The sequence below is a fragment of the Nostoc sp. LEGE 06077 genome, assembly GCF_015207705.1.
In the GTDB taxonomy this organism is placed as follows: domain Bacteria; phylum Cyanobacteriota; class Cyanobacteriia; order Cyanobacteriales; family Nostocaceae; genus Nostoc_B.
Genome location: NZ_JADEWI010000011.1, coordinates 137,525 through 157,110 on the forward strand (window position 1 = coordinate 137,525; position 19,586 = coordinate 157,110).

The following is a 19,586-nucleotide window of genomic DNA, read 5'->3' on the forward strand; positions in this document are numbered from 1 at the left end:
CCAGCTAAAGTACGGAAAATTTCACACAAATTTATCTAAAATCAATGATCACTTGGGATTCCCCATTATATTTTTTATAAAAATTTTACGTAAATATTGCTAATCGACAACAAAACACGATACAAGAAATGTATCTCAAATAAGATACAGCAAATAAACTTCAAAAAGATTGACCCTCTATATGAGCCAAAAATTTCTCGCTGTTGCAACCGCCTCATTTGTACTTGTTAGCAGTGGTTTCATAACTAAGGCTGAAGCTTTTAGCATTACTCCTGACAAAAATGGGCCAACATTTATTCTTAATGAAGAAAAAAATTCTTTAAAGGCTATCAAACGGTTGGAAATTTTCAACAAAAAGTATGATGTGAATTTTATCACTGGAACATTTGAAGATTTATCGCTCACAAATCGGGGAATTACAACTTTTTATACAAATGCTAATGATGCGCGAAGGGCTAATACAATTCTTTGGCAAAGCTTAATTAATTTGTATGACTTATCAGATCATGGATTTTCGAGTATAGAAGATGTTGAGGGAAATTTATCTCATCAATGGAACATCCCCTTTGTTTTTAGTGGTGGTATTGGAGTGGGCTGGTGGCGTGGATTAATTAATGATAATGATATTGGTTTAAGTAGAAGCAAGCGAGTCAATGCTTCAACCTTATACTTTACCGAAGTAACTTACGCCAACTTTACGCCATCAACAGGATCATCTGTGCCTGAACCTCTAACTATTCTGGGTAGCTTAACTGCGGCTGGCTTTGGTATTGCGATCAAAAGAAAATTTGTCTGTCAGTAGCAGAATTAACAGCAAAAATCACCTTTTGCCGAAGCTTGATAAAACTCTGGAATTTACCGAAAAAGTTTGAGATAACTTTGGGGCTTTTTCGGTAATTGTTTGAAAAATCACTGGGTGGGCAATTTTGGGTGTTCCTTTGAGTATTTTGCCACTACACCAGAAATTTCGGGGTTGTACAGTCGCAGATAATTCCAATAATTACCAAAAACTTGACGCACATAATTTTTGGTTTCATCAAAGGGAATTTCTTCAACAAATTCATCAGGATCTTCTTTAGGAAGAGTTTGTAGCCATTTAGAAACATTACCAGGGCCAGCATTATAACTAGCGATCGCCAGCAATGAATTATTACCATACTGCTGATGGGTATAATCCAAATACAATGTACCCAATAGAATGTTGTCGCTGGGAATGGTTAAATCAAGTTTGTTGCCATCCAAATTATTTTTTGAGGCTATCCATTTCCCTGTACTGGGTAGTACCTGCATTAACCCTGTAGCGCCAGCAATGGATTTAATCTTAGCCTCAAACCGCGATTCTTGACGGATTAAAGCAGTAACTAGTAAAGGATTAAGTTTCTGTTCGGCAGACCATTTTTCAATTTCTTTGAGATAGGGAAATGGATAACGTGCTTGCCAGTAAATGATTTGTTGACTTAAGGCTTGATATTGCGCTTGTTCTGCGGGTGTTTCTCTATCTTCTAATTTAGAAATAATATCTATTCCCGAAAGATTTTCTCCCCTCGCTAGACGCATCAAGCCTTCAGTGAATTGTTCGGCAACTGTGGGCTGCTTTTTATTGAGAAATTCGGTTTCCCATTGTAACCAAGCATCACGGTCTTGTCCTAATAAATACAATTCTTTGAAGGTGTCTGAACCAGCCGTGGGAACTGGACGCAGGTGGGGAACAACTTCAGGAGTAAGTTGACGCACATTGTTAAAGTTGCCAACATTCAACCCCAGAATATTAGCCGATCGCCAAGCATAATAAGACTGAGGAAACTGGCTAATTACGTACTCAAACGCTGCTTTGGCTTCTTGTTGCTTACCTAGTTTAATTGCCCATTTACCTACCCAAAACCCGGCTCTGGGAGCCAAAATGCTGTTAGGGTTATTTGTGGTAATTGGTTGCGCCCATTCCCAAGCGGTGACGTAATCTCTGGCTTTGGCTTTATCTAGGGCTATTTTCCAGCGATATTCTGCGGCTTCATCGGAGTTACCATACTTGCCCAGAAGTAAATCCCAAGCTTGTTGCGCCGATTTTTGATCGTTCAGACCTGGAAGAATTTTGGCTTTGGTAGCTAGGGCTGTGGGTGCTTGTTCTGGGAATTGCTCTATAACTTGGTTGAGATATGGTATGGCATCTTTGCGGGTTTTGGCTGTATCTGCTAAACGCAATAATGCAGTTCCCGTTTCTTGAGCGTCGGGGAATTGTTGTACTAGTTGTTTGTATGTAGCGATCGCTTTTTCTCGGTCTTGACTTTGACCGCCTACTTGTAACCCCCGTCCTATGCGGTAAAGATTTTCGGGCGTTTTTGGTGCTTTAGTATAGGCGATCGCAGCTTTGCGAAATTGGGTATTTTCCCAATAAGCTGCGCCAATTATTTCCCAATCTGCGGCTTTGAGATTTGGCTGTTTTACCAGCTGATCTAATATCCCAACTATTCCTGGTTGATTGTAAGCATATTTCGCCAAGATTAATTTTAACTGGGGCTGATTGGGTTTTTTCTGCAACCGCTGGCGAATAATTTCCCAGGTGAGGGGATGAGAAGGAAATTGGTCAATTGCCGTATCTTGAGTTTCTGGCTGACCAATTAAATATAGTGCTTTTGCTGCCCCTGCTGCTTTGGGGTAAGATTTCAGGACTTTTTGTCGCAGATCGGAAGCTTTGCCTTGTTCGCCTAAAATATCCTGAGCTTGGGCTTGTTTCAGTAATATGTAGGGCGCTAAAACAGGATAATCTTTTTCCAATCCCGTGAGCAAATCTAGGGCTTGTTGGGCATCTCTAGTTTCAATTAAATCACTGGCTAAAAGATAACGGGCGCGATTGCGATCTGCTGAAGCAAATCCTTTGGCGATCGCTTCTAATTTTGCGGCTCTTTCCACTGGAGATTGCCCTATCAGTGGAAATACAGCAGATTTGACTTTATTCGCTTCTGATAGCTGTTCTGGCTGATTTTTACCTATTTTGAGCCATTGACCCAATGTTTTGCCAATCTCAGGTGCGGACACCATTGCCCCAGCTGAAAAGGCAAACACTGCCGCGCCAATAATTAAAGGAACCTGGTTTTTTTTAAGTTGCTTCAGCATTGATACCCGCTGAAAATTTTTGATGAATTTTTGAAACTCTAGCACTGTTAGCCAGAAGTGTTAGCAATTTTTAATTTTTGCGACTTTCTAATTTTACATAAGGAGTTTCCATAATAGATCCAGTTTATTTATTCAGCTATAACCGATATAGCGTCAGGTTTTGAGCAAACATTATCGGTGATTTATTAGCCAAACCCTCCAATTGTAACTGGAGTTTTCCAAATTGCGATCGCGGATAATTCCCCTCGAACACTATAGCGATCCTTGCAGGAGTTGTAAAAATTATTCGTTAAGGCAGGGAACAGGGAACAGAAAAAGGAGTAACACAGGTGTACTGAATTTTTTCTCCAAATCAAATATGATTCCTAATATATCGAAGTGTTTACTTTTCCCTGTTTTTACAAGTTATTCATTTATCAAATTACATTATTAGCATTACTCTTTATACATCTATCAGAAGTCTTAAACAGGTAAATTTTCATTCCCTCATTAGTAAGAATATTAAGTTAATCATCAAAGCCTAATTTTTCTCCATACCTTGATAAGTCAGGCTTGTAACATACTCAATCATGCATCGCTTCTAGAAAAAGGTATATATCTAGACAGTTACCAATTTCTCAAACATCACTGTAATCTATGGAAAATCACAGCTAACTTTGCCAATAAATCTTCAAATTAGCTGCTCATTTTTCGGGGGAGAAATTAGCAATGACGGTGCAACTAAAGCCTTTTGATCATCAAATCTCTGTGGCGACTGATTTGACAACCGCTCCTATTACTAAAAAAGCTCGCTATCTTCCAATACATCATCGACGAATTCTCTGCATCTTCCCCAAGTACAGTCGTTCTTTTGGCACGTTTCATCATGCTTATCCATTGATGGGGAATGTTCGGGCTTTTATGCCACCCCAAGGAATTTTAATTGTGGCTGCCTATTTACCCCAAGAATGGGAAGTACGCTTTATTGATGAAAATTTACACCCAGCCAAAAAAGCTGATTATCAATGGGCAGATGTGGTGATTGTGAGTGGGATGCACATCCAAAAACCGCAGATTCATCAAATTAATCAACTGGCTCACTGCGAAGGCAAAATTACAGTTTTGGGCGGCCCTTCGGTGTCTGGTTGTCCAGAATATTATCCTGACTTTGATATTTTACATTTGGGTGAATTGGGAGATGCCAGCGATCGCATGATCGAGTATCTTGACCAAAATCATACACGTCCGGCAGAACAAATTCGCTTTGTCACCCAAGAACGTTTACCGCTGACTGAGTTCCCCACTCCGGCTTATCATTTGCTGAATCTCAATCATTATTTTCTGGCTAATGTCCAGTTTTCTAGCGGTTGTCCTTATCGCTGTGAGTTTTGTGATATTCCTGAACTCTATGGCAGAAATCCACGGATGAAAACCCCAGAACAAGTTTTGGCGGAACTTGATGCGATGCGTCAATCGGGGAATTTAGGCGCAGTGTATTTTGTTGATGATAACTTTGTTGGCGATCGCCGCGCCGCGATGCAGTTGTTACCTCACTTGATTGACTGGCAAAAGCGCAATGGTTATCCGATTCAATTTGCTTGTGAAGCCACTCTCAACCTCGCGCAAAGTCCAAAATTACTGGCGATGATGCGCGAAGCTTACTTTTGTACGGTATTTTGTGGCATTGAAACACCAGATCCAGAGGCGCTGCACTCTATTTCTAAAGACCAAAATCTCAGTATGCCCATCTTAGAAGCTATTAAGGTTTTAAATAGCTATGGTATGGAAGTTGTCTCAGGCATCATCATCGGCTTAGATACAGATACACCAGAAACCGCAGACCGAATTTTGGAATTTATTCAGCTGTCGCAAATTCCTATGTTGACAATCAACCTGCTTCATGCACTACCAAGAACTCCCTTATGGCGGAGATTAGAAGCAGAAGGAAGGCTCGTCTTTGATGAAAATCGGGAATCAAATGTGGAGTTTTTGCTGCCATATCAGCAAGTTGTCGAAATGTGGCGACGTTGTATCACCGCAGCATATCAGCCAGAATTTTTATATCAGCGGTTTGCCTACAATATGGAACACACTTACCCCAACCGCATTGTTGTACCTAACAGCCCTGCACGAACTTCTTGGGCAAATATTCGCAAAGGCTTAACTTATTTAACTAATATTTTGCTGCGTGTTGGTGTTTTGGGTAACTATCGTCAAGTTTTTTGGCAAATGGCTAAACCAGCGCTGAAATCAGGAAATATTGAGAACTTAATTCATGTGGGATTAGTGGGACATCATCTAATTAAGTTTGCTCAAGACTGTGCCACAAACGAAGAATCAGCTTCCTTTTATTCCCAAAAAATTCGTTCTTAGGCTCACACCCAAATAATTTTAGGGTGGGCAATGTCAATAACATCAAAATCAGGCAAGAAACAAATTAAACCCATTGCCCACCTGACTGTAATGGCAAAGAATTCACTCAAGCTGAGAATCATAAACGCAACATTTCGCAATAAAGTCAGGAAAATTTGACATCTAGAAAATTCGAGTAAATGTACTCATTGCATATTTTTTTGCCACATTATCTTGCTGATATAAATAGCTAAAACCTTTACTAGATAAAGATTATACGTATTTGGCTATTGGTAGAATATGAGTGTGTTCAGGCGACTAATATCGTGTGACGAGGATGATATATACCGATAAAACAACCGTGAATCTCCCACCTCAATAGGGGAGATTAGTTCTCATAATTCATGCCTGACAAAAAATAAAATATTTTCCCGCCTTAATTAATCAGGATTTTGGCTAATTCGCTTCTGCACAAATCTCTCAATATAGGGAAATTTACAGCAAGTTCATAGATTTAGTGATCTTCGAGTTCTAGGAATTTAGTAAACTATTGAATTTCCCAAAGTAAACCTTTACCTTGCTAATTAAGCGCTATCTCACAGCATTTAAGTTTTTAGGAAATTATTCTTATGATGACTGACTCTATACTTACCGCAGTAGAAACTACTAAAGAAACCTGCATCGAATGTCACACTATTTGTATTGATACCCTCAAATACAGCAAAAATCATGGAGGTCAACATCTGGATATGGCCATGATGTCCATGATGCGTGACTGTGCCGAAATGTGTATGATGTGCGTCAATATGATGAACGACGGTTCTGAGTTTATGGGTAATGCTTGTAGCTTGTGTGCGGAAATGTGCGATCGCACAGCAATGGCTTGTGAGCAGATGAGTAACGATGCCACAATGAGATATTGTGCAGCTATTTGCCGTAAATGTGCCGAACACTGCAAAGCAATGGCGCTTAATTCTGCTTCTTATTTCCGCAGAGCCAGTTTAGTTACAGAAGATGCACTTTTATCTCGCTAATTTTACAAAACACAACCTCATAAAAAAGCGGCGATATTATGACTAATATCGCCGCTTTTTTAGTTAACTTCAATCATTGGGAGCATTAGGCGTTTGGATATCAATATCTGCTTGAGTTAAATTAGGAACTGGCCAAGTTACTTGTTCAGACTTGAGAACTTCGACTAATGCAGGCGGAACATCAAATTGTATTTGTTGCGTAGTGGGATTAATTCTCGCAACAAGTCGTGCGCCATCCACCAGTTTCAAAATAGCTGGTTCTCCCGCTGTTAAATTTAAACCTGCTACTTGAGCATCATTCGGTAAATAGACAGCATCACAATCCCAATCTTCATCGGTAGTTTGTCTATTTCCTAAATAGTAGAGACTGTTAGGAATTGCGTCTTCAGGTTTACGACTATAAATAGCTAGTGGCTTTCCTGTTTCATTCCGACAACTAGCCCAATCTTCAGAAGTTTCTAGAGTTTGTTTTTGTAATTGTAGCGCGGCAATTTTTTGCTGTAGTTCTTCTGGGGTATAACCAGCTTGTTCAGGGTTATTTCTCGCCATTAACAGACTATTCAGATTCTGCACAACTAGCGGATAATCTGGGCTAATTTTAGACATTTTATCTGCCCAAGAAGGTTGTGCTACTGCAAAATTAAATAACAATAACACAACAAACAGTATCATTTTCCAAGATTTCATTAACTTCCTCCTTTTTAAAAGCATTCTGCTTTTTCTCTAAAAATTTGCTTTTAATGTGAGCAACAACAGCACACCTTCAAAATATTCATTTTATTGAGTAAAATCAAATACTCTTTTTTTTCAATTCCATAAACAAAAGTAATTAAATGTTGAAAAATTATCAATATTTTATTTAATGTCTTGATTTTGATTCCTGAATCCTTTTTCAAAAAACTTGAATTAACTGATAGCCTTGCACTGTCCCAACAATGCGATGAGGACGAGATAATTCAGGTGAAGTTTTTAAATATATCCAAGCGTAGCTAGAAGCTGGTAGTTGAGAAATTGTATCTAGCCTGTTTCCATGAATAGGTGTGTAGAAATTTAAGAGAACAGCATTTTTACCATCAAGCTTGACAAAGTAAATTGGCTGACTTTGCAAAATTGAGGCGATCGCAGGTTCTTGAAAAAATTTTCTAAATGCTGGATTATAATCACCAATTAATCCCAAACTACCAGCCACAGCTAAACCTAACCAACAGGGAATCAGCCAACCAGCTAACCAATAACGTGCTGTGAGAAATTTGTACCCAAAGTGGTGGCGACAAATCCACACTATAGGTAAAATTAACCAACCCAACCCAACGATTAAGCCAAAGGCTGTATATTTGTGGATATCTGCATTACCCCAAATGAAAATGTATATCCCAGCTAACAAAAGTAAAATACCTAATCCGCCAAAGCCATAACTCAAGTTACGAGGAAGGTTTCTGGGTGGTTGTGTTTTCTCGTAAGCTTTGCCTAACCAATCTAAACCCAAAGCTGCTAACAAAGCAATAAAGGGATAAAGACTAAGACTATAGTGCGATAAACGGGTTGAGAAAATAGTTAATTCTGTAAATAAAGCTATCGGAAAGCCAACTAATAATAAATGATAATTAGGGATTGGACGACGGAAGACTACAACCAAACCTAAAAGACTAAAAAATGTCCAAGGGAATGCTTTTAAAGGCACATTCCAGAAATAAAATATGATGCCGTTTCCTTCTCTTTCTTCAGAACCGAGTTGAAAAACAAACTGCAATAAGGCTTCTAAACTATTACTCCCATAACGCTGCCAACTCAACCATAGCCAAATCAAAGTTGGGATAAAACCTAATATTAAACCTAAATATAAAATGGGGCTACTAAGATGACGGTGGCGGCGATGTTCACCAATAAGATAAGGCAATAATGCCATCGTTGGCAAAAAAATCATAAAGCTTCTGACTAAGAAGCCTAACCCTAAACATAAACCTGCTATAAATTGCCAAAAATTAACATATTTTGGTTGTGATTCAGCTTTAAGTAAAGCAAAAATTGCGAGTAAAACTAAAAAAAACATCGGCACATCAGGTGTGCCTAAACGGCAATATTGCAACCAAAGAAACTCTACACTTAAAATTGCAGCAGCTAACCAAGCTAATTTTTGATTGAGGATAATTTTTCCAATTTCATATATTAAAAATAAGCAGAATATTCCAGCGATCGCACTAGGAATTCTTGTACTAACTTCACTCATCCCAAATAGTGTATAAGCACTGGCAATCAGCCAATAAAAACCAGGGGTTTTATGATGCACAGTCCCCCACGGGGCTATCCAGTCACCAGAATCAAACATCCGCCTCGCCCGCCAAGCATACAGCCCTTCATCATGCGCCATCAGGCTATTTTGCCCAGAGGTAAATAGTAATAAAGGCAGTAGCCAAATTAACAAGCTGATATAAGGAAATACGGCTGATAAGCGAAATTGTCGCCAAATAGATTGCAACAAAGGTGATTTATATAACATGTAATTAAAAATTTTCTTGCTTGGTTCAGTTGAGTGCTGTTAACTTTATTGATCCTGATTTTATTAAAATATGTAACAGAGTGTTTGTGCAGAAGAATATTGAAATTTGCACATAGTTTGTCAAAAACTTTTACAAAATAGACATTTATGCCACTTAGTCCAAATCAACGCGAAAAATTAGATGATACCGATGATCAGTTATTTTATGCCTATCCCCGGTTCGTTACTCATGTTGATGATGGGTTTATTCAACAGTTAACAGATTTGTACCGCGATCGCCTCCAACCTAACACCCGCATCCTTGATATGATGAGCAGTTGGGTATCTCATTTGCCAGAAGAAATGGAGTTTGCTCATATTGAAGGACACGGACTTAACGCTGAGGAATTAGCAAGAAATCCGCGTTTAAATCATTACTTTGTCCAAAATCTCAACGATAAACCCCAAATCCCCCTAGCGGATCAAGATTTTGATGCGGTTCTCATCTGCGTTTCTGTGCAGTACATACAATATCCAGAAGCCATCTTTTCAGAAATTCACCGCATTCTCAAACCCGGTGGTATTGCGATTATCAGCTTTTCCAACCGGATGTTTTTCCAAAAAGCAATTCAAGCTTGGCGCGATGCTTCCGAAACCACCAGAATTAAATTAGTCAAGCACTACTTCACCTCAGTACCTGGATTTACCACTCCTGAAGTGATTGTTCGCCAATCAACAACGCCATATTTCTTACAGTTGATGGGTATTGGCGCTGGAGATCCCTTTTATGCTGTGATTGCTCATCGCAATTCCAACTCATAATTTGACCTAAAAAACAAAGAGACGGGAAATTTCCCGTCTCTTTAAATAAATGTATGAAGAATAGCTTTTTAAAATTTTAGTGATGTCAATAGCCTAGTTAGTTAGGACATCGATAGATGATCACAATTAGACATCAAAAAGGCTCTTAACTCTGTAACCTACTCTATTACAGGCTAGATAAAAGCCCAAAAATACCATGTCCTGTAAATGCTTCTAATGCTATCAGCGAGATAAAACCAATCATTGCTAAACGGCCATTGAGTATTTCCGCATAGGGTGTAAAGCCAGTGCGATCGCCTTGTTCATCTACATAAATTTTTGGCTCAACCGCAAAGTTGTTCATTTTGCCCTGATCATCCACTATCGAACCACTACTACGCATGAAATTTTCCTCAGTCACGTTCTAATGTAAAGAAGTGTAACTTTTAAATTAACTTTTGTAAAGTATCTGAGTCTGCCCAAAGTTATATGATGATGGATTGAGTTTTCAGCCATGTTTCATACACAGGCTTTCATCCTCCTTTGTACCTAGTCTGAGAAAACCCATGCAGCGATTCCGAGTAGAGGTTATAACCAAAACACCAAATCCCCAGCAAGTAATTTATGCGGCGATGCACCAGGACTATACCGACGCATTTGTGGTTGATGAACGAGACTCATGGCCTTCGGAATCACAATGCGGCGAAGTGATTGTTAAGCGACTGTTAGCAGGAGAACGGGGACACTACGGGCCGTTAGAACACCCCCAAATAGTGTTTAACTGCGGCTATTTTCCGCACAGCGTCATGCAACAGGCGCGTACTCATCGCGTGAGCGTGAGTTTTGATGTGCAATGTCTGAGTGGAGATAGTGAAATTACTTTTGTGAAAACGGCAGGTGGTTTAACAAAAATTAAGATTTCGGAACTTTACGATTTATGGACTAATGGCGAAAAAGCAGTTCGTGAAAGAAAAATTCGCGGGCGTAAGGGAGAAGAACCAGGAACATATCGTAGAGATTGTAAAACCCGTCTGCGAAAAATGAACCTGCGTGTTCTGAATGAAGAAACGGGTATTTTTGAATTCGGCCACATTAAAGAGGTTTTTGATCAAGGACTACAACCCGTTTATCGCTTAACTCTAGAAGATGGTAGGAAATTAAACTGTACAGAAAATCATCGCCTGCTGACTGAGCAAGGTTGGCGAACGATGAAAGAAGCTTTAGAGTTAGTAACAGATCACAGCAGACAAGTTATTAACTATAGTCAAGATTGTTACTTAATGACCAACGGAGTCATAGTTGGTGAAGGCTTGTATCGAGATAAAACTTGGCTCCAAGAACAGCTATCAGCTGGTTTAACTGTTAGACAAATGGCTGAAAAGGCTGGTTGTTCAATAGAGGCAATTAAAAAGTGGGTTTATCTTTACAATCTGAAGCTAAATAAATGTAAACCTGGAACAAAAAATCCTTGGAATAAAGGATTCCGAGGAGCTTATCAACTAAATTTAACTTCTGAACAAAGACAACAGCGAAGAGAAAGGTCAAAACATTTCACTCGCAGAGGTGAAAACAGCAATTTTTGGAAAGGTGGCTTAACAGAAGAACGAGTTTCGATTGGTGCTTGGACACGGACAGTTGCGCCTCAAGTACATGAAAAGTTTGATTTCACTTGTCAGTCGTGCGGTGTTCGTGGAGGTTCACTTCACGCTCATCATTTATTGCCAGTTTACTCACATCCTGAAAAAGGATATGACTTTGAAAATCTAGTCACTGTTTGTCAAAATTGCCACCGACAAATTCACAACCAGGGACTTGAACTAGAATTTGCCCAAAATTTCGTTCCTATTGCTGCTCTTCCTGAAAAACCTAAACCAGCAGGACGAAAATTAAAAGCTCACCCGATGAAAGTTGTTCAAGTACGCTATCTGGGGTTGCAAAAAACTTACGATTTAGAAGTAGATGGGAAATGGCACAATTTTGTTGCTAATGGCGTAGTTGTTCACAATTCATTTCGCTATACAGGTAATCAATTTATACAAGTAATAGAAGGCAAAAAAGATATAGAAGATGTATTCTATCTGCGTCCTGTGGGTTATTACACAGATAGACAAGGTAAAAAATATTACTATTCGCCAGAGCAACGTGCCGCAGATTTAGAGTGGTGTATGGAAGCATCGAAACGATATGCAGCGAGTTTTGCGGCGGGAATGTCTGAAGAACACGCTAGAGGGATAGTACCGTTTGATTATCGCCAACATTTTGTAGTGAGCTTTAATCTCCGGTCATTTCTGCATTTTTGTGATTTGAGAAATAAAAAAGATGCCCAACTAGAAATTCAAAAGCTGTGCGAATTAATGTGGCCGCATTTTGCCGAGTGGACACCAGCGATCGCCCAATGGTATGAAAAGCAGCGTTTAGGTAAAGCTCGATTAGCACCCTAATATTTTAGGGTAGAGGTGTAGGTTTTTTTAGCTATTCCCATTTCCTCCACCCTAAACAATTTACTCAACGACCTCATTTACTGGGAATCTATCAATTAATTGCATAGCACGGTAGGCATTACGCTGAAAAATATCTGGTAAATGGGGAACGTGGGGAATTTGGGATAATAAATCCAAAGTTCGGCGTAAAATCCTCACGACATCACCTTCATCTAAAGTGGTGTGGCTGCATAGTTCTGTCCATTCCATGCCTAATGCCCACTTTTCAACAAGGGCAATTAACTCAAATTCTAACCAGATTGGCAGTGCTACATTATATCGCCGTTGCAGTTGGAATATTTGGCGACGAATGCCCCGCAGTTTTGCTAAAGCCTCGACTACTTCCTCACTCAAATCAAAGTTGACTCTACTATCTGGACGTGGGGTTTCTGTGACTAAAGCGGCTATGGCGGCGGCTAAGTGGTGAGGATCTAATTGGTTCAGTTCACCACTGCCAAATACTAAACCTAGCCACAATTCGTTTTCTCCACGAATAGCCGCGGCTATTCGCCCTAATTCTGTGGGTATGAGGTTATCCAAACCACCAAAGTGTTGCAAAATCGTAATTAAATTGAGAAATTCTTCCCAATGACGTTGTGATTGTTGCTCAACTTGCCCTTGCAGTTGTTCAAGTTCGGCTTCGAGTTCCACATAACGCGCTCTGCGTTTAAAAATTGTCGAGGCATTACCTGATTGTCGCAAAGGATGATTTTCTATTTGTTCTTCAATGGCGGTAACGCGGCTGAGTTGTTCTGCTACTTCTGGTGACAGATGAAAAGGTTCTCCAGGGTCAGGAATGCTTTGGGCGATCGCAGCTGTTTGTTCATTTCCCCGGTAAGACTGTCCTGGTTTGAAGAGCAACTCTGGAGGCGGTAATATATCTTCTGGTACATCCAGCCTGGGTAATTCGGCGTGTAAATTCATTACATCTTCAGTTGTGGCCACATACCAACGGTTATCCTGCCCTAAACAGACAAAATACGGCGCTTGTGCTAAACCAGGACTTTTACCAACTAAAACTGCCGTTATGGGTGTAGATACTGTAATATTTTTGCCTTTAAGACTTAACAGTGTTCCAGAGACAGCAAAGCCCAACATCATCACCAATTCTTCTTGGCGGTCATCCTGAGCTTGTTGTTGCAGAGTTTTTAATAACTGGCGTTCTACTTTCAGACGTTGCCGCAATTTCTCGTAGACAGCAATTTCGTTTTCATCTACAGCGGCGATTTGTGCTTGGAGTTGGTCTAGTTGGGCTTGCAGTTCGGCTATCTCGTCATATTCTGGTTTGAGGTGCAAGTTAGCTATATACTGCCCAAAACTGCGTTCTACTAGTTCTCTGGCTTGCTCTATGGTGTGAGTTTGCAGTAAGTTCAGCACCATCCCATAACTAGGTGTAAATTGGCTAACTAAGGGGTCTGCCTTAGAGGTAGCCAGATACGCTGCTTCTTTAGATCCTTCAAAGGGCGTTTGGACGGTCACTACATAACCTTGTTTATCCATACCACGACGACCAGCCCGACCAGCCATTTGGAGAAATTCTGAAGCATTCAACAAGCGGTGTCCGGTATCGGTACGTTTAGAAAGAGTAGAAATAACTGTGGTACGGGCAGGCATATTAATCCCTGCTGCTAAAGTTTCAGTCGCAAATACCACCTTAATCAATCCCTGCTGGAATAGTTCTTCCACTAGCACTTTCCACGCAGGTAAAATTCCCGCATGGTGGGCAGCAACCCCGCGATAAAGGGGGGCAATTTGTCCCGAACGACCAGCTTCAGGGTTACGGTTTAAAAAATCGTCGATTTGCTCCCGTAATATTTGTGACTCTTGACCATTAACCAACCATAAATCACCTACTTCTGCAACCGCTTTATCGCATCCCCGGCGACTGAAGATGAAGTAAATAGCGGGGAGCATATCTCGCTGTTGTAGCTGGCTCAAGGTATAGATGATACCTGGGGCTTCTGGTCTGCCGTTTTTACCTCTGTCCCCTTGTCCTTTGCGGTGTTTCTTAACTAGGCGGGGATTAATTTTGTTCTTGCTCTCATTCAGTAGGGGAAACAGACCTTTGGGATTGCAGTAGTGAAATTCCAAGGGTACTGGGCGAAAATCAGAGTAAATCAGGTCGGTGGGGCCGTGGACGTGATTTAACCAATCTGTTAGTTGTTCGCTGTTGGCAACTGTGGCAGAGAGGGCTGCTAGTTGCACTTCACGGGGACAGTAGATAATTGATTCTTCCCAAACTGTACCGCGTTGGCGATCGTTCATGTAGTGGCATTCATCTAATACCACCGCTTCCACATCTACTAAGGAAATGCCAACTTGCCCGATGGGTGTGCCATAGAGCATATTGCGGAAGATTTCTGTGGTCATCACCAGAATTGGTGCATCTCTGTTAATGGAGGCATCCCCGGTTAACAGTCCTACCAAATCGGAACCAAATTTTTCCCGGAAATCGCGTAATTTTTGATTTGACAGCGCTTTGAGGGGTGTAGTGTAGAATACACGTTTTCTTCGCGCTAGGGCGCGATAAATAGCGTATTCTCCGACTAATGTTTTGCCCGAACCTGTGGGCGCACATACAACTACGGAGCGTCCAGCGTTAAGGGACGCGATCGCATCTTTCTGAAACTGATCCAGATCAAAGGGAAATATCGACCCTAAGTTAATTTCTGGAGACGGTGCGGGATAATTCACTCAATCACATTTGCAACCAGACTGTTTACTATATTAACGGGTCTTTTGTCAACTTCGTTATAGAAAGTAGGGAATAGGGATTAGGAACCAGAAGGCAGGGAACAGAAGGATGAAATTTCATACTTCATATTTCACACTTTTTCATTTCCCCAATTCTTGCGATCGCACTGTGGCGGCTTTGACTGCTTCAATTAAAGCGGAACGAAATCCGGCTTTTTCTAATTGGCTAATGCCAGCAATTGTAGTACCACCAGGACTGGTCACTCGGTCTTTCAATTCTGCTGGGTGCATTTTACTGTTATGCAGTAATTGTGCAGTTCCCAAGACTGTTTGTAGGGCGAGTTGGTTGGCAACACCTCTGGGTAAGCCTGCGGCAACTCCACCATCGGCTAAGGCTTCTACTAAAATAGAGACATAAGCGGGGCCACTACCAGATAGTCCCGTGACAGCATCCATCAAGCTTTCGGAAACTTCGACAACTTCTCCCACTGCGGAAAATATTTGCAAAGCTTTTTGGTGGTGTTTGGCGTTTGTGTATGCACCTAAACAGATTGCTGTAATCCCTGCCCCTACAGTTGCTGGGGTATTAGGCATGGCTCTAATGACTGGGAGTTGGGGAAATGCCGCTTCTATGTGATGTAAAGGCACTCCTGCCAAAATCGAAATCACCAAAGGTGAGTGTTCTACCGAAATAATATCTGCTAATTCTTGAGCGATCGCACTAAATACTTGCGGTTTAACAGCTAAAAATATGACTTCCTGCGCTTGCTCAAACACCAAGCTATTATCTGCTGTCACAGTCACATCATATTGCTGCTGTAAAAAATTTTGCCGCGCCCCTTGGGGTTCGCTAACAATTACTTCTGAGGGTTGGTAGATGCCATGTGCAATGAGGCGGGATAACAGCGCTTCTCCCATTACCCCACCACCAATTAAGCCAAATTTTTTAGTCATTAGTTCATGGTCAATAGTCCATAGTTAATAGCCTAGAGTCAAAAACTTGGGACTCTGAACTTTTGACTCTGGACTATTAACTAATTTAAACTTATTGTGCCATGCGATTCGGTTCATTTCCCCAGTTTGGTGTGGCAGTTGGGGTGGTGCGTACAGGACGAGCTGGCGGTTGTGGTACTTCATGAATAACTCCACCTTGGGTGCTGACTTGCACACAGCTTGGCGTAAACAAAAAGATGCTTTCTCCAATCCGTTCTTGATGTCCATCTAATGCGTAAGTTCCACCAGCAACAAAATCAACGGCACGTTGTGCTTGATCTGGATCCATGATTGTCAGGTTGAGTACTACTGACTTCCGCTCACGCAAGGCTTGAATAGCCTGGGGCATTTCTTCAAATGTACGAGGCTCAAGTACTAATACTTCTGAAATCCCGTTCACTGCTCCTGGCATACCAATTACGTTCCCCATCGTAGACTTTGATCCTGTTGCTACATCATTACCCATTGTAGTCATGGGTTCCCGCCAACGTCGATTTTGTGTAGTAGCTTCTGCGGGCGCAGGTTGAGGATTTTCCTCTTGATACAGATTTTGATAATTATCTGTATCTGCTTCTTCTTCGTAATATTCGTATTCTACCTGCTCATTTAGCCCTACAAAGTCTCGAAGTTTAGAAAAGATATTGTTCATTTGGTACGCTCCTGATGCAAATTACCTTTATCGATTTGGCTGTTAGTTGATGTAGCCACTAAAGATCACTACAAAGGACGGACAATCTAGTAATCTTATCGTTGTTTGTAGCTTCTATTACAACTATGGATAACGAACTGACGCTTTTGTAAACGCCTGTACCTTAACCTAGATACAATAATGAGTCAAGATTATATCCCAAAGATTTTAGGATATAAAGCTTAATTACAGGTTTTTTTGATTATTCGTTACTTTTTTTAATATTTTTTTAGTGCCTGATTGTACCAGTAGTCTAGGAAAATTATCTGTATTGTCTACCTAGAGCTACTGCTACAACTAGTTAAGAATTGCTGCCAGCGAAATTAATGGCGATCGCCGAATAAAATAGTTCCCAATCTTACCATCGTTGCTCCAGCTTGTACTGCCAGTTGATAATCGCCTGACATCCCCATTGAAAGTTGCTCTATGTGAATATTCGGCAAATTTTGTAACTGGATTTCTTTCGCTAACTGGCAAGTGCTATTAAATACATCCATGATTTCCGCCTCAGTCAACCCTAAAGGCGGAATTGTCATCAATCCCTGAATTTGTAAATACTTACACTGGTTGAGTTCCCCTAAGTCAGCAAGTAATTCTCGAACACTCCAACCCGACTTTTGCGGGTCAGGAAGTATTTTGACTTGCAGACACACTTTTGGACTCACTCCCATCTGTTGTGCTAATTGATTTAAGCGCTGCGCCAAATTCAAATTATCTACAGAGTGAATCCACTCAAATAATTCCAGTGCCTTTTTGGCTTTGTTGCTTTGTAAATGTCCAATAAAATGCCAAGTAATATCTGATAAGTCTTGCAACTGAGCTTGTTTACTGGCAGCTTCTTGGATACGACTTTCGCCAAAATCACGAATTCCGGCATTATAAGCTAAACGAATCACCTCTGCCGAAACTTGCTTGCTGACAGCAATTAACCTGACAGAAGGAGGCAGTGAGGCACGAATATTGGCAATATGTTCGTCAATCGAACTACTCATTGGAAGGTGCGTTGGAAAACACTCTGAAGCTGATCGTACTCCTGAGATTGCCCATTGCGTCGCAGGGTACGCAAACGATTTTCTAACATCATCCTGGCCTCTGTGCGTCCAATGGATTGAAATTTAACACCTTTAACGTCGTTTGTGACCAGAAAAAATAAGCGTTGGGCATAAAGTGTAGTGAACATATCTTGGTTGTCGTCAACCATACAGATTCGATAAAGTAAGCCCCAAGTTGGATGATTTATGTAAATTTCGGAGGTTTCTGAAGTCATTTAGGAATCAAGGTAGGAGTATGAATATTTATTCGTAGTTCTTACAAAACATTCAGACGATGATCATACTATTCGTCAGAATATTTAGTTAAAACTACTCCAATTGAGTAACTTCTGCCATCACATAGCAGTTATGAAATCATTAATCTGATGCCCACTAGGCAAATGAAGCTAATAGTTAGGAGAAGGTAAAGGCACGCAAGGGTTGATGAGACTTCTTTGATAACTCGGACTTATTTGCGATGGACAAAACAAAAAATCTCTACTTTTTGTTGAATTTTGCCGATCGCAAAAAGATTTACCCTCTAAAGTAATAGCCAAGGCTGACTCGCAAATTGATATTGGCGCTGGCTTCTCTCCATGTTGCCATAATTATTATTCTGTGGCACAAAATAACCAATAATTGCCAACTACTGGTAATTGATGATTTTTAGGGCTGCTAGTTGTGCCTGTGCTTTGTGCAGAGATTCGTACCATTCTTTTTCAGGATCACTGTCTGCCACAATACCTGCTCCCACTTGTCCCCAAACAGTTTTGAGTGCTGAGTGCTGAGTGTTAAGTGCTGTTAGCGGTAGCGGGAGTTGAGCCGCCCTTACACCCCTACCCCCTTGGTTACTGAGCGACTTGTACCGAGCGAAGTCGAGGTAAGCCGAAGTATGCACCCCTACACCCTTACTCTTCTGCTCCTCTACTGGAGATGCTGGAGCTAATAGCAGGGTACGAATTAAAATATTCAAATCTAAGTTACCGCGCCAGTCGAGATAGCCGCAGGAACCGTAGAATAGGCTACGCCGCACAGGCTCTAGTTCTTCGATGATTTCCATGCACCGCACTTTTGGACACCCTGTGATTGTGCCGCCAGGGAACATGGCACGAATTAAATCAACGGCGCTCTGGTCGGATTGTAAAGTACCTTTAACGTTGCTAACAAGGTGCATAACGTGGCTATAGCGCTCAATTGTGAGCAATTCATCAACTTTTACTGTTCCCCATTCACAAACTCGCCCTAAATCATTGCGTTCTAAATCTACCAGCATGATGTGTTCTGCCCGTTCTTTAGTATTGCTGAGTAGTTCTTGTGCCAATTGATTATCTTGTTCTGGGGTAGCACCACGCGATCGCGTTCCGGCAATTGGTCGAGTCTCGGCTTGCTGATTTTGTAATAGCACCAACCGTTCTGGTGAACAGCTAACTACTTCACCCCAAGGAGTCTGCCAGTAGCTGGCAAAAGGTGAAGGATTAATTTTTTGTAATGCTTGGTAGATTGACCAGCCAGAAGCTGTTGTAGATGCTGCAAATCGCAAAGAAAGATTTGCCTGAAAGATATCTCCAGCCTGAATATATTTTTTGACGCGGTTGACGGATGTTTCATAATCTGACTGCGATGTGAAGAACTCAGGGGCGAAACTGATGGGTTTATCTTGTGAGGAGGTAACTTGGTAGAGTGAATCCCCTGATTTTTTCTCTTCTAAAAGAATTTTTAACCTATTAACATCATCAATGTCACTACCTGCCAACCAGAGAATTTGTTTAACATGATCCAAAATGGCAAAAGAGGCGGGTTCATACCAAAAAGCTACAGGGAAGGGTAAGGTGTCAGATTTAACAAAAGGTAGCTGTTCAATTTCCCAAGCCACATCATAGCCAAGCCATCCTAGCCAACCGCCGGTGAAGGGAAGGTGAGAGGGAGGCAGGAGGCAGGGGGCAGGGG

The 19,586-nt window shown here is 41.1% G+C and carries 14 protein-coding genes and 2 pseudogenes; 6 read left to right on the top strand and 10 right to left on the bottom strand.

The features are described from left to right. The first annotated feature begins 181 nt into the window (after window positions 1-181). Window positions 182-802 (top strand): PEP-CTERM sorting domain-containing protein, encoded by a 621-nt coding sequence (locus tag IQ244_RS10680; protein WP_193893358.1) that lies wholly within the window; start codon window positions 182-184, stop codon window positions 800-802. 107 nt (window positions 803-909) lie between these two features. On the opposite strand, the gene IQ244_RS10685 is transcribed toward IQ244_RS10680, so the two are convergent. Then, on the bottom strand, window positions 910-3,111 hold the full coding sequence (locus IQ244_RS10685) for a transglycosylase SLT domain-containing protein (protein WP_193893360.1): 2,202 nt from the start codon (window positions 3,109-3,111) through the stop codon (window positions 910-912). Window positions 3,112-3,819: 708 nt separating this feature from the next. On the opposite strand from IQ244_RS10685, the gene IQ244_RS10690 reads away from it, so the two are divergent. Together IQ244_RS10690 and IQ244_RS10695 are read left to right on the top strand one after the other, a co-directional pair. Further along, window positions 3,820-5,463, top strand: a complete 1,644-nt coding sequence (locus tag IQ244_RS10690; RefSeq protein ID WP_193893362.1) for a B12-binding domain-containing radical SAM protein — start codon at window positions 3,820-3,822, stop codon at window positions 5,461-5,463. A 608-nt stretch (window positions 5,464-6,071) separates the two neighbouring features. Further along, window positions 6,072-6,476 (top strand): four-helix bundle copper-binding protein, encoded by a 405-nt coding sequence (locus IQ244_RS10695; RefSeq protein WP_193893364.1) that lies wholly within the window; start codon window positions 6,072-6,074, stop codon window positions 6,474-6,476. Window positions 6,477-6,545: 69 nt separating this feature from the next. Here the strand turns inward: IQ244_RS10695 and IQ244_RS10700 are convergent, their stop codons facing one another. Both IQ244_RS10700 and IQ244_RS10705 read right to left on the bottom strand, forming a co-directional pair. Continuing rightward, on the bottom strand, window positions 6,546-7,163 hold the full coding sequence (locus tag IQ244_RS10700; RefSeq protein ID WP_193893365.1) for a hypothetical protein: 618 nt from the start codon (window positions 7,161-7,163) through the stop codon (window positions 6,546-6,548). Between the two features lie 205 nt (window positions 7,164-7,368). Beyond that, window positions 7,369-8,973 (bottom strand): ArnT family glycosyltransferase, encoded by a 1,605-nt coding sequence (locus IQ244_RS10705; protein ID WP_193893367.1) that lies wholly within the window; start codon window positions 8,971-8,973, stop codon window positions 7,369-7,371. Window positions 8,974-9,120: 147 nt separating this feature from the next. On the opposite strand from IQ244_RS10705, the gene IQ244_RS10710 reads away from it, so the two are divergent. Beyond that, window positions 9,121-9,774, top strand: coding sequence for a class I SAM-dependent methyltransferase (locus IQ244_RS10710; protein ID WP_193893369.1), 654 nt, complete (start codon window positions 9,121-9,123; stop codon window positions 9,772-9,774). Between the two features lie 166 nt (window positions 9,775-9,940). Here the strand turns inward: IQ244_RS10710 and IQ244_RS10715 are convergent, their stop codons facing one another. Next, entirely contained in the window at window positions 9,941-10,156 is a 216-nt protein-coding gene (locus tag IQ244_RS10715) for a chlorophyll a/b-binding protein (protein WP_193893372.1), read from the bottom strand. Between the two features lie 163 nt (window positions 10,157-10,319). Between IQ244_RS10715 and IQ244_RS33205 the strand changes: the two are divergent. Further along, a pseudogene (locus tag IQ244_RS33205) lies at window positions 10,320-11,756 on the top strand (FAD-dependent thymidylate synthase); the annotation flags it as partial. 3 nt (window positions 11,757-11,759) lie between these two features. Further along, a pseudogene (thyX, locus tag IQ244_RS33210) lies at window positions 11,760-12,194 on the top strand (FAD-dependent thymidylate synthase); the annotation flags it as partial. 60 nt (window positions 12,195-12,254) lie between these two features. Here the strand turns inward: thyX and IQ244_RS10725 are convergent. From IQ244_RS10725 to IQ244_RS10750, 6 genes are all read right to left on the bottom strand, one after another. Then, a complete protein-coding gene (locus IQ244_RS10725) occupies window positions 12,255-14,927 on the bottom strand; it encodes a DEAD/DEAH box helicase (RefSeq protein WP_193893378.1) in 2,673 nt (890 codons plus the stop codon). A 141-nt stretch (window positions 14,928-15,068) separates the two neighbouring features. Next, window positions 15,069-15,881, bottom strand: a complete 813-nt coding sequence (gene proC, locus IQ244_RS10730; RefSeq protein ID WP_193893381.1) for a pyrroline-5-carboxylate reductase — start codon at window positions 15,879-15,881, stop codon at window positions 15,069-15,071. A 91-nt stretch (window positions 15,882-15,972) separates the two neighbouring features. Next, a complete protein-coding gene (locus IQ244_RS10735) occupies window positions 15,973-16,569 on the bottom strand; it encodes a cell division protein SepF (RefSeq protein WP_193893384.1) in 597 nt (198 codons plus the stop codon). Between the two features lie 362 nt (window positions 16,570-16,931). Beyond that, entirely contained in the window at window positions 16,932-17,600 is a 669-nt protein-coding gene (locus IQ244_RS10740) for a YggS family pyridoxal phosphate-dependent enzyme (RefSeq protein ID WP_193893387.1), read from the bottom strand. Continuing rightward, window positions 17,597-17,875 carry a transcriptional coactivator PipX gene (pipX, locus tag IQ244_RS10745; RefSeq protein ID WP_193893390.1) on the bottom strand — a complete coding sequence of 93 codons (279 nt, stop codon included), beginning with the start codon at window positions 17,873-17,875 and terminating at the stop codon, window positions 17,597-17,599. The genes IQ244_RS10740 and pipX overlap by 4 nt, the downstream gene beginning before the upstream one ends. 410 nt (window positions 17,876-18,285) lie before the next feature. After that, window positions 18,286-19,586 (bottom strand): anthranilate synthase component I (locus tag IQ244_RS10750; RefSeq protein ID WP_193893393.1); only part of this gene is annotated, 1,301 nt, incomplete at its 5' end.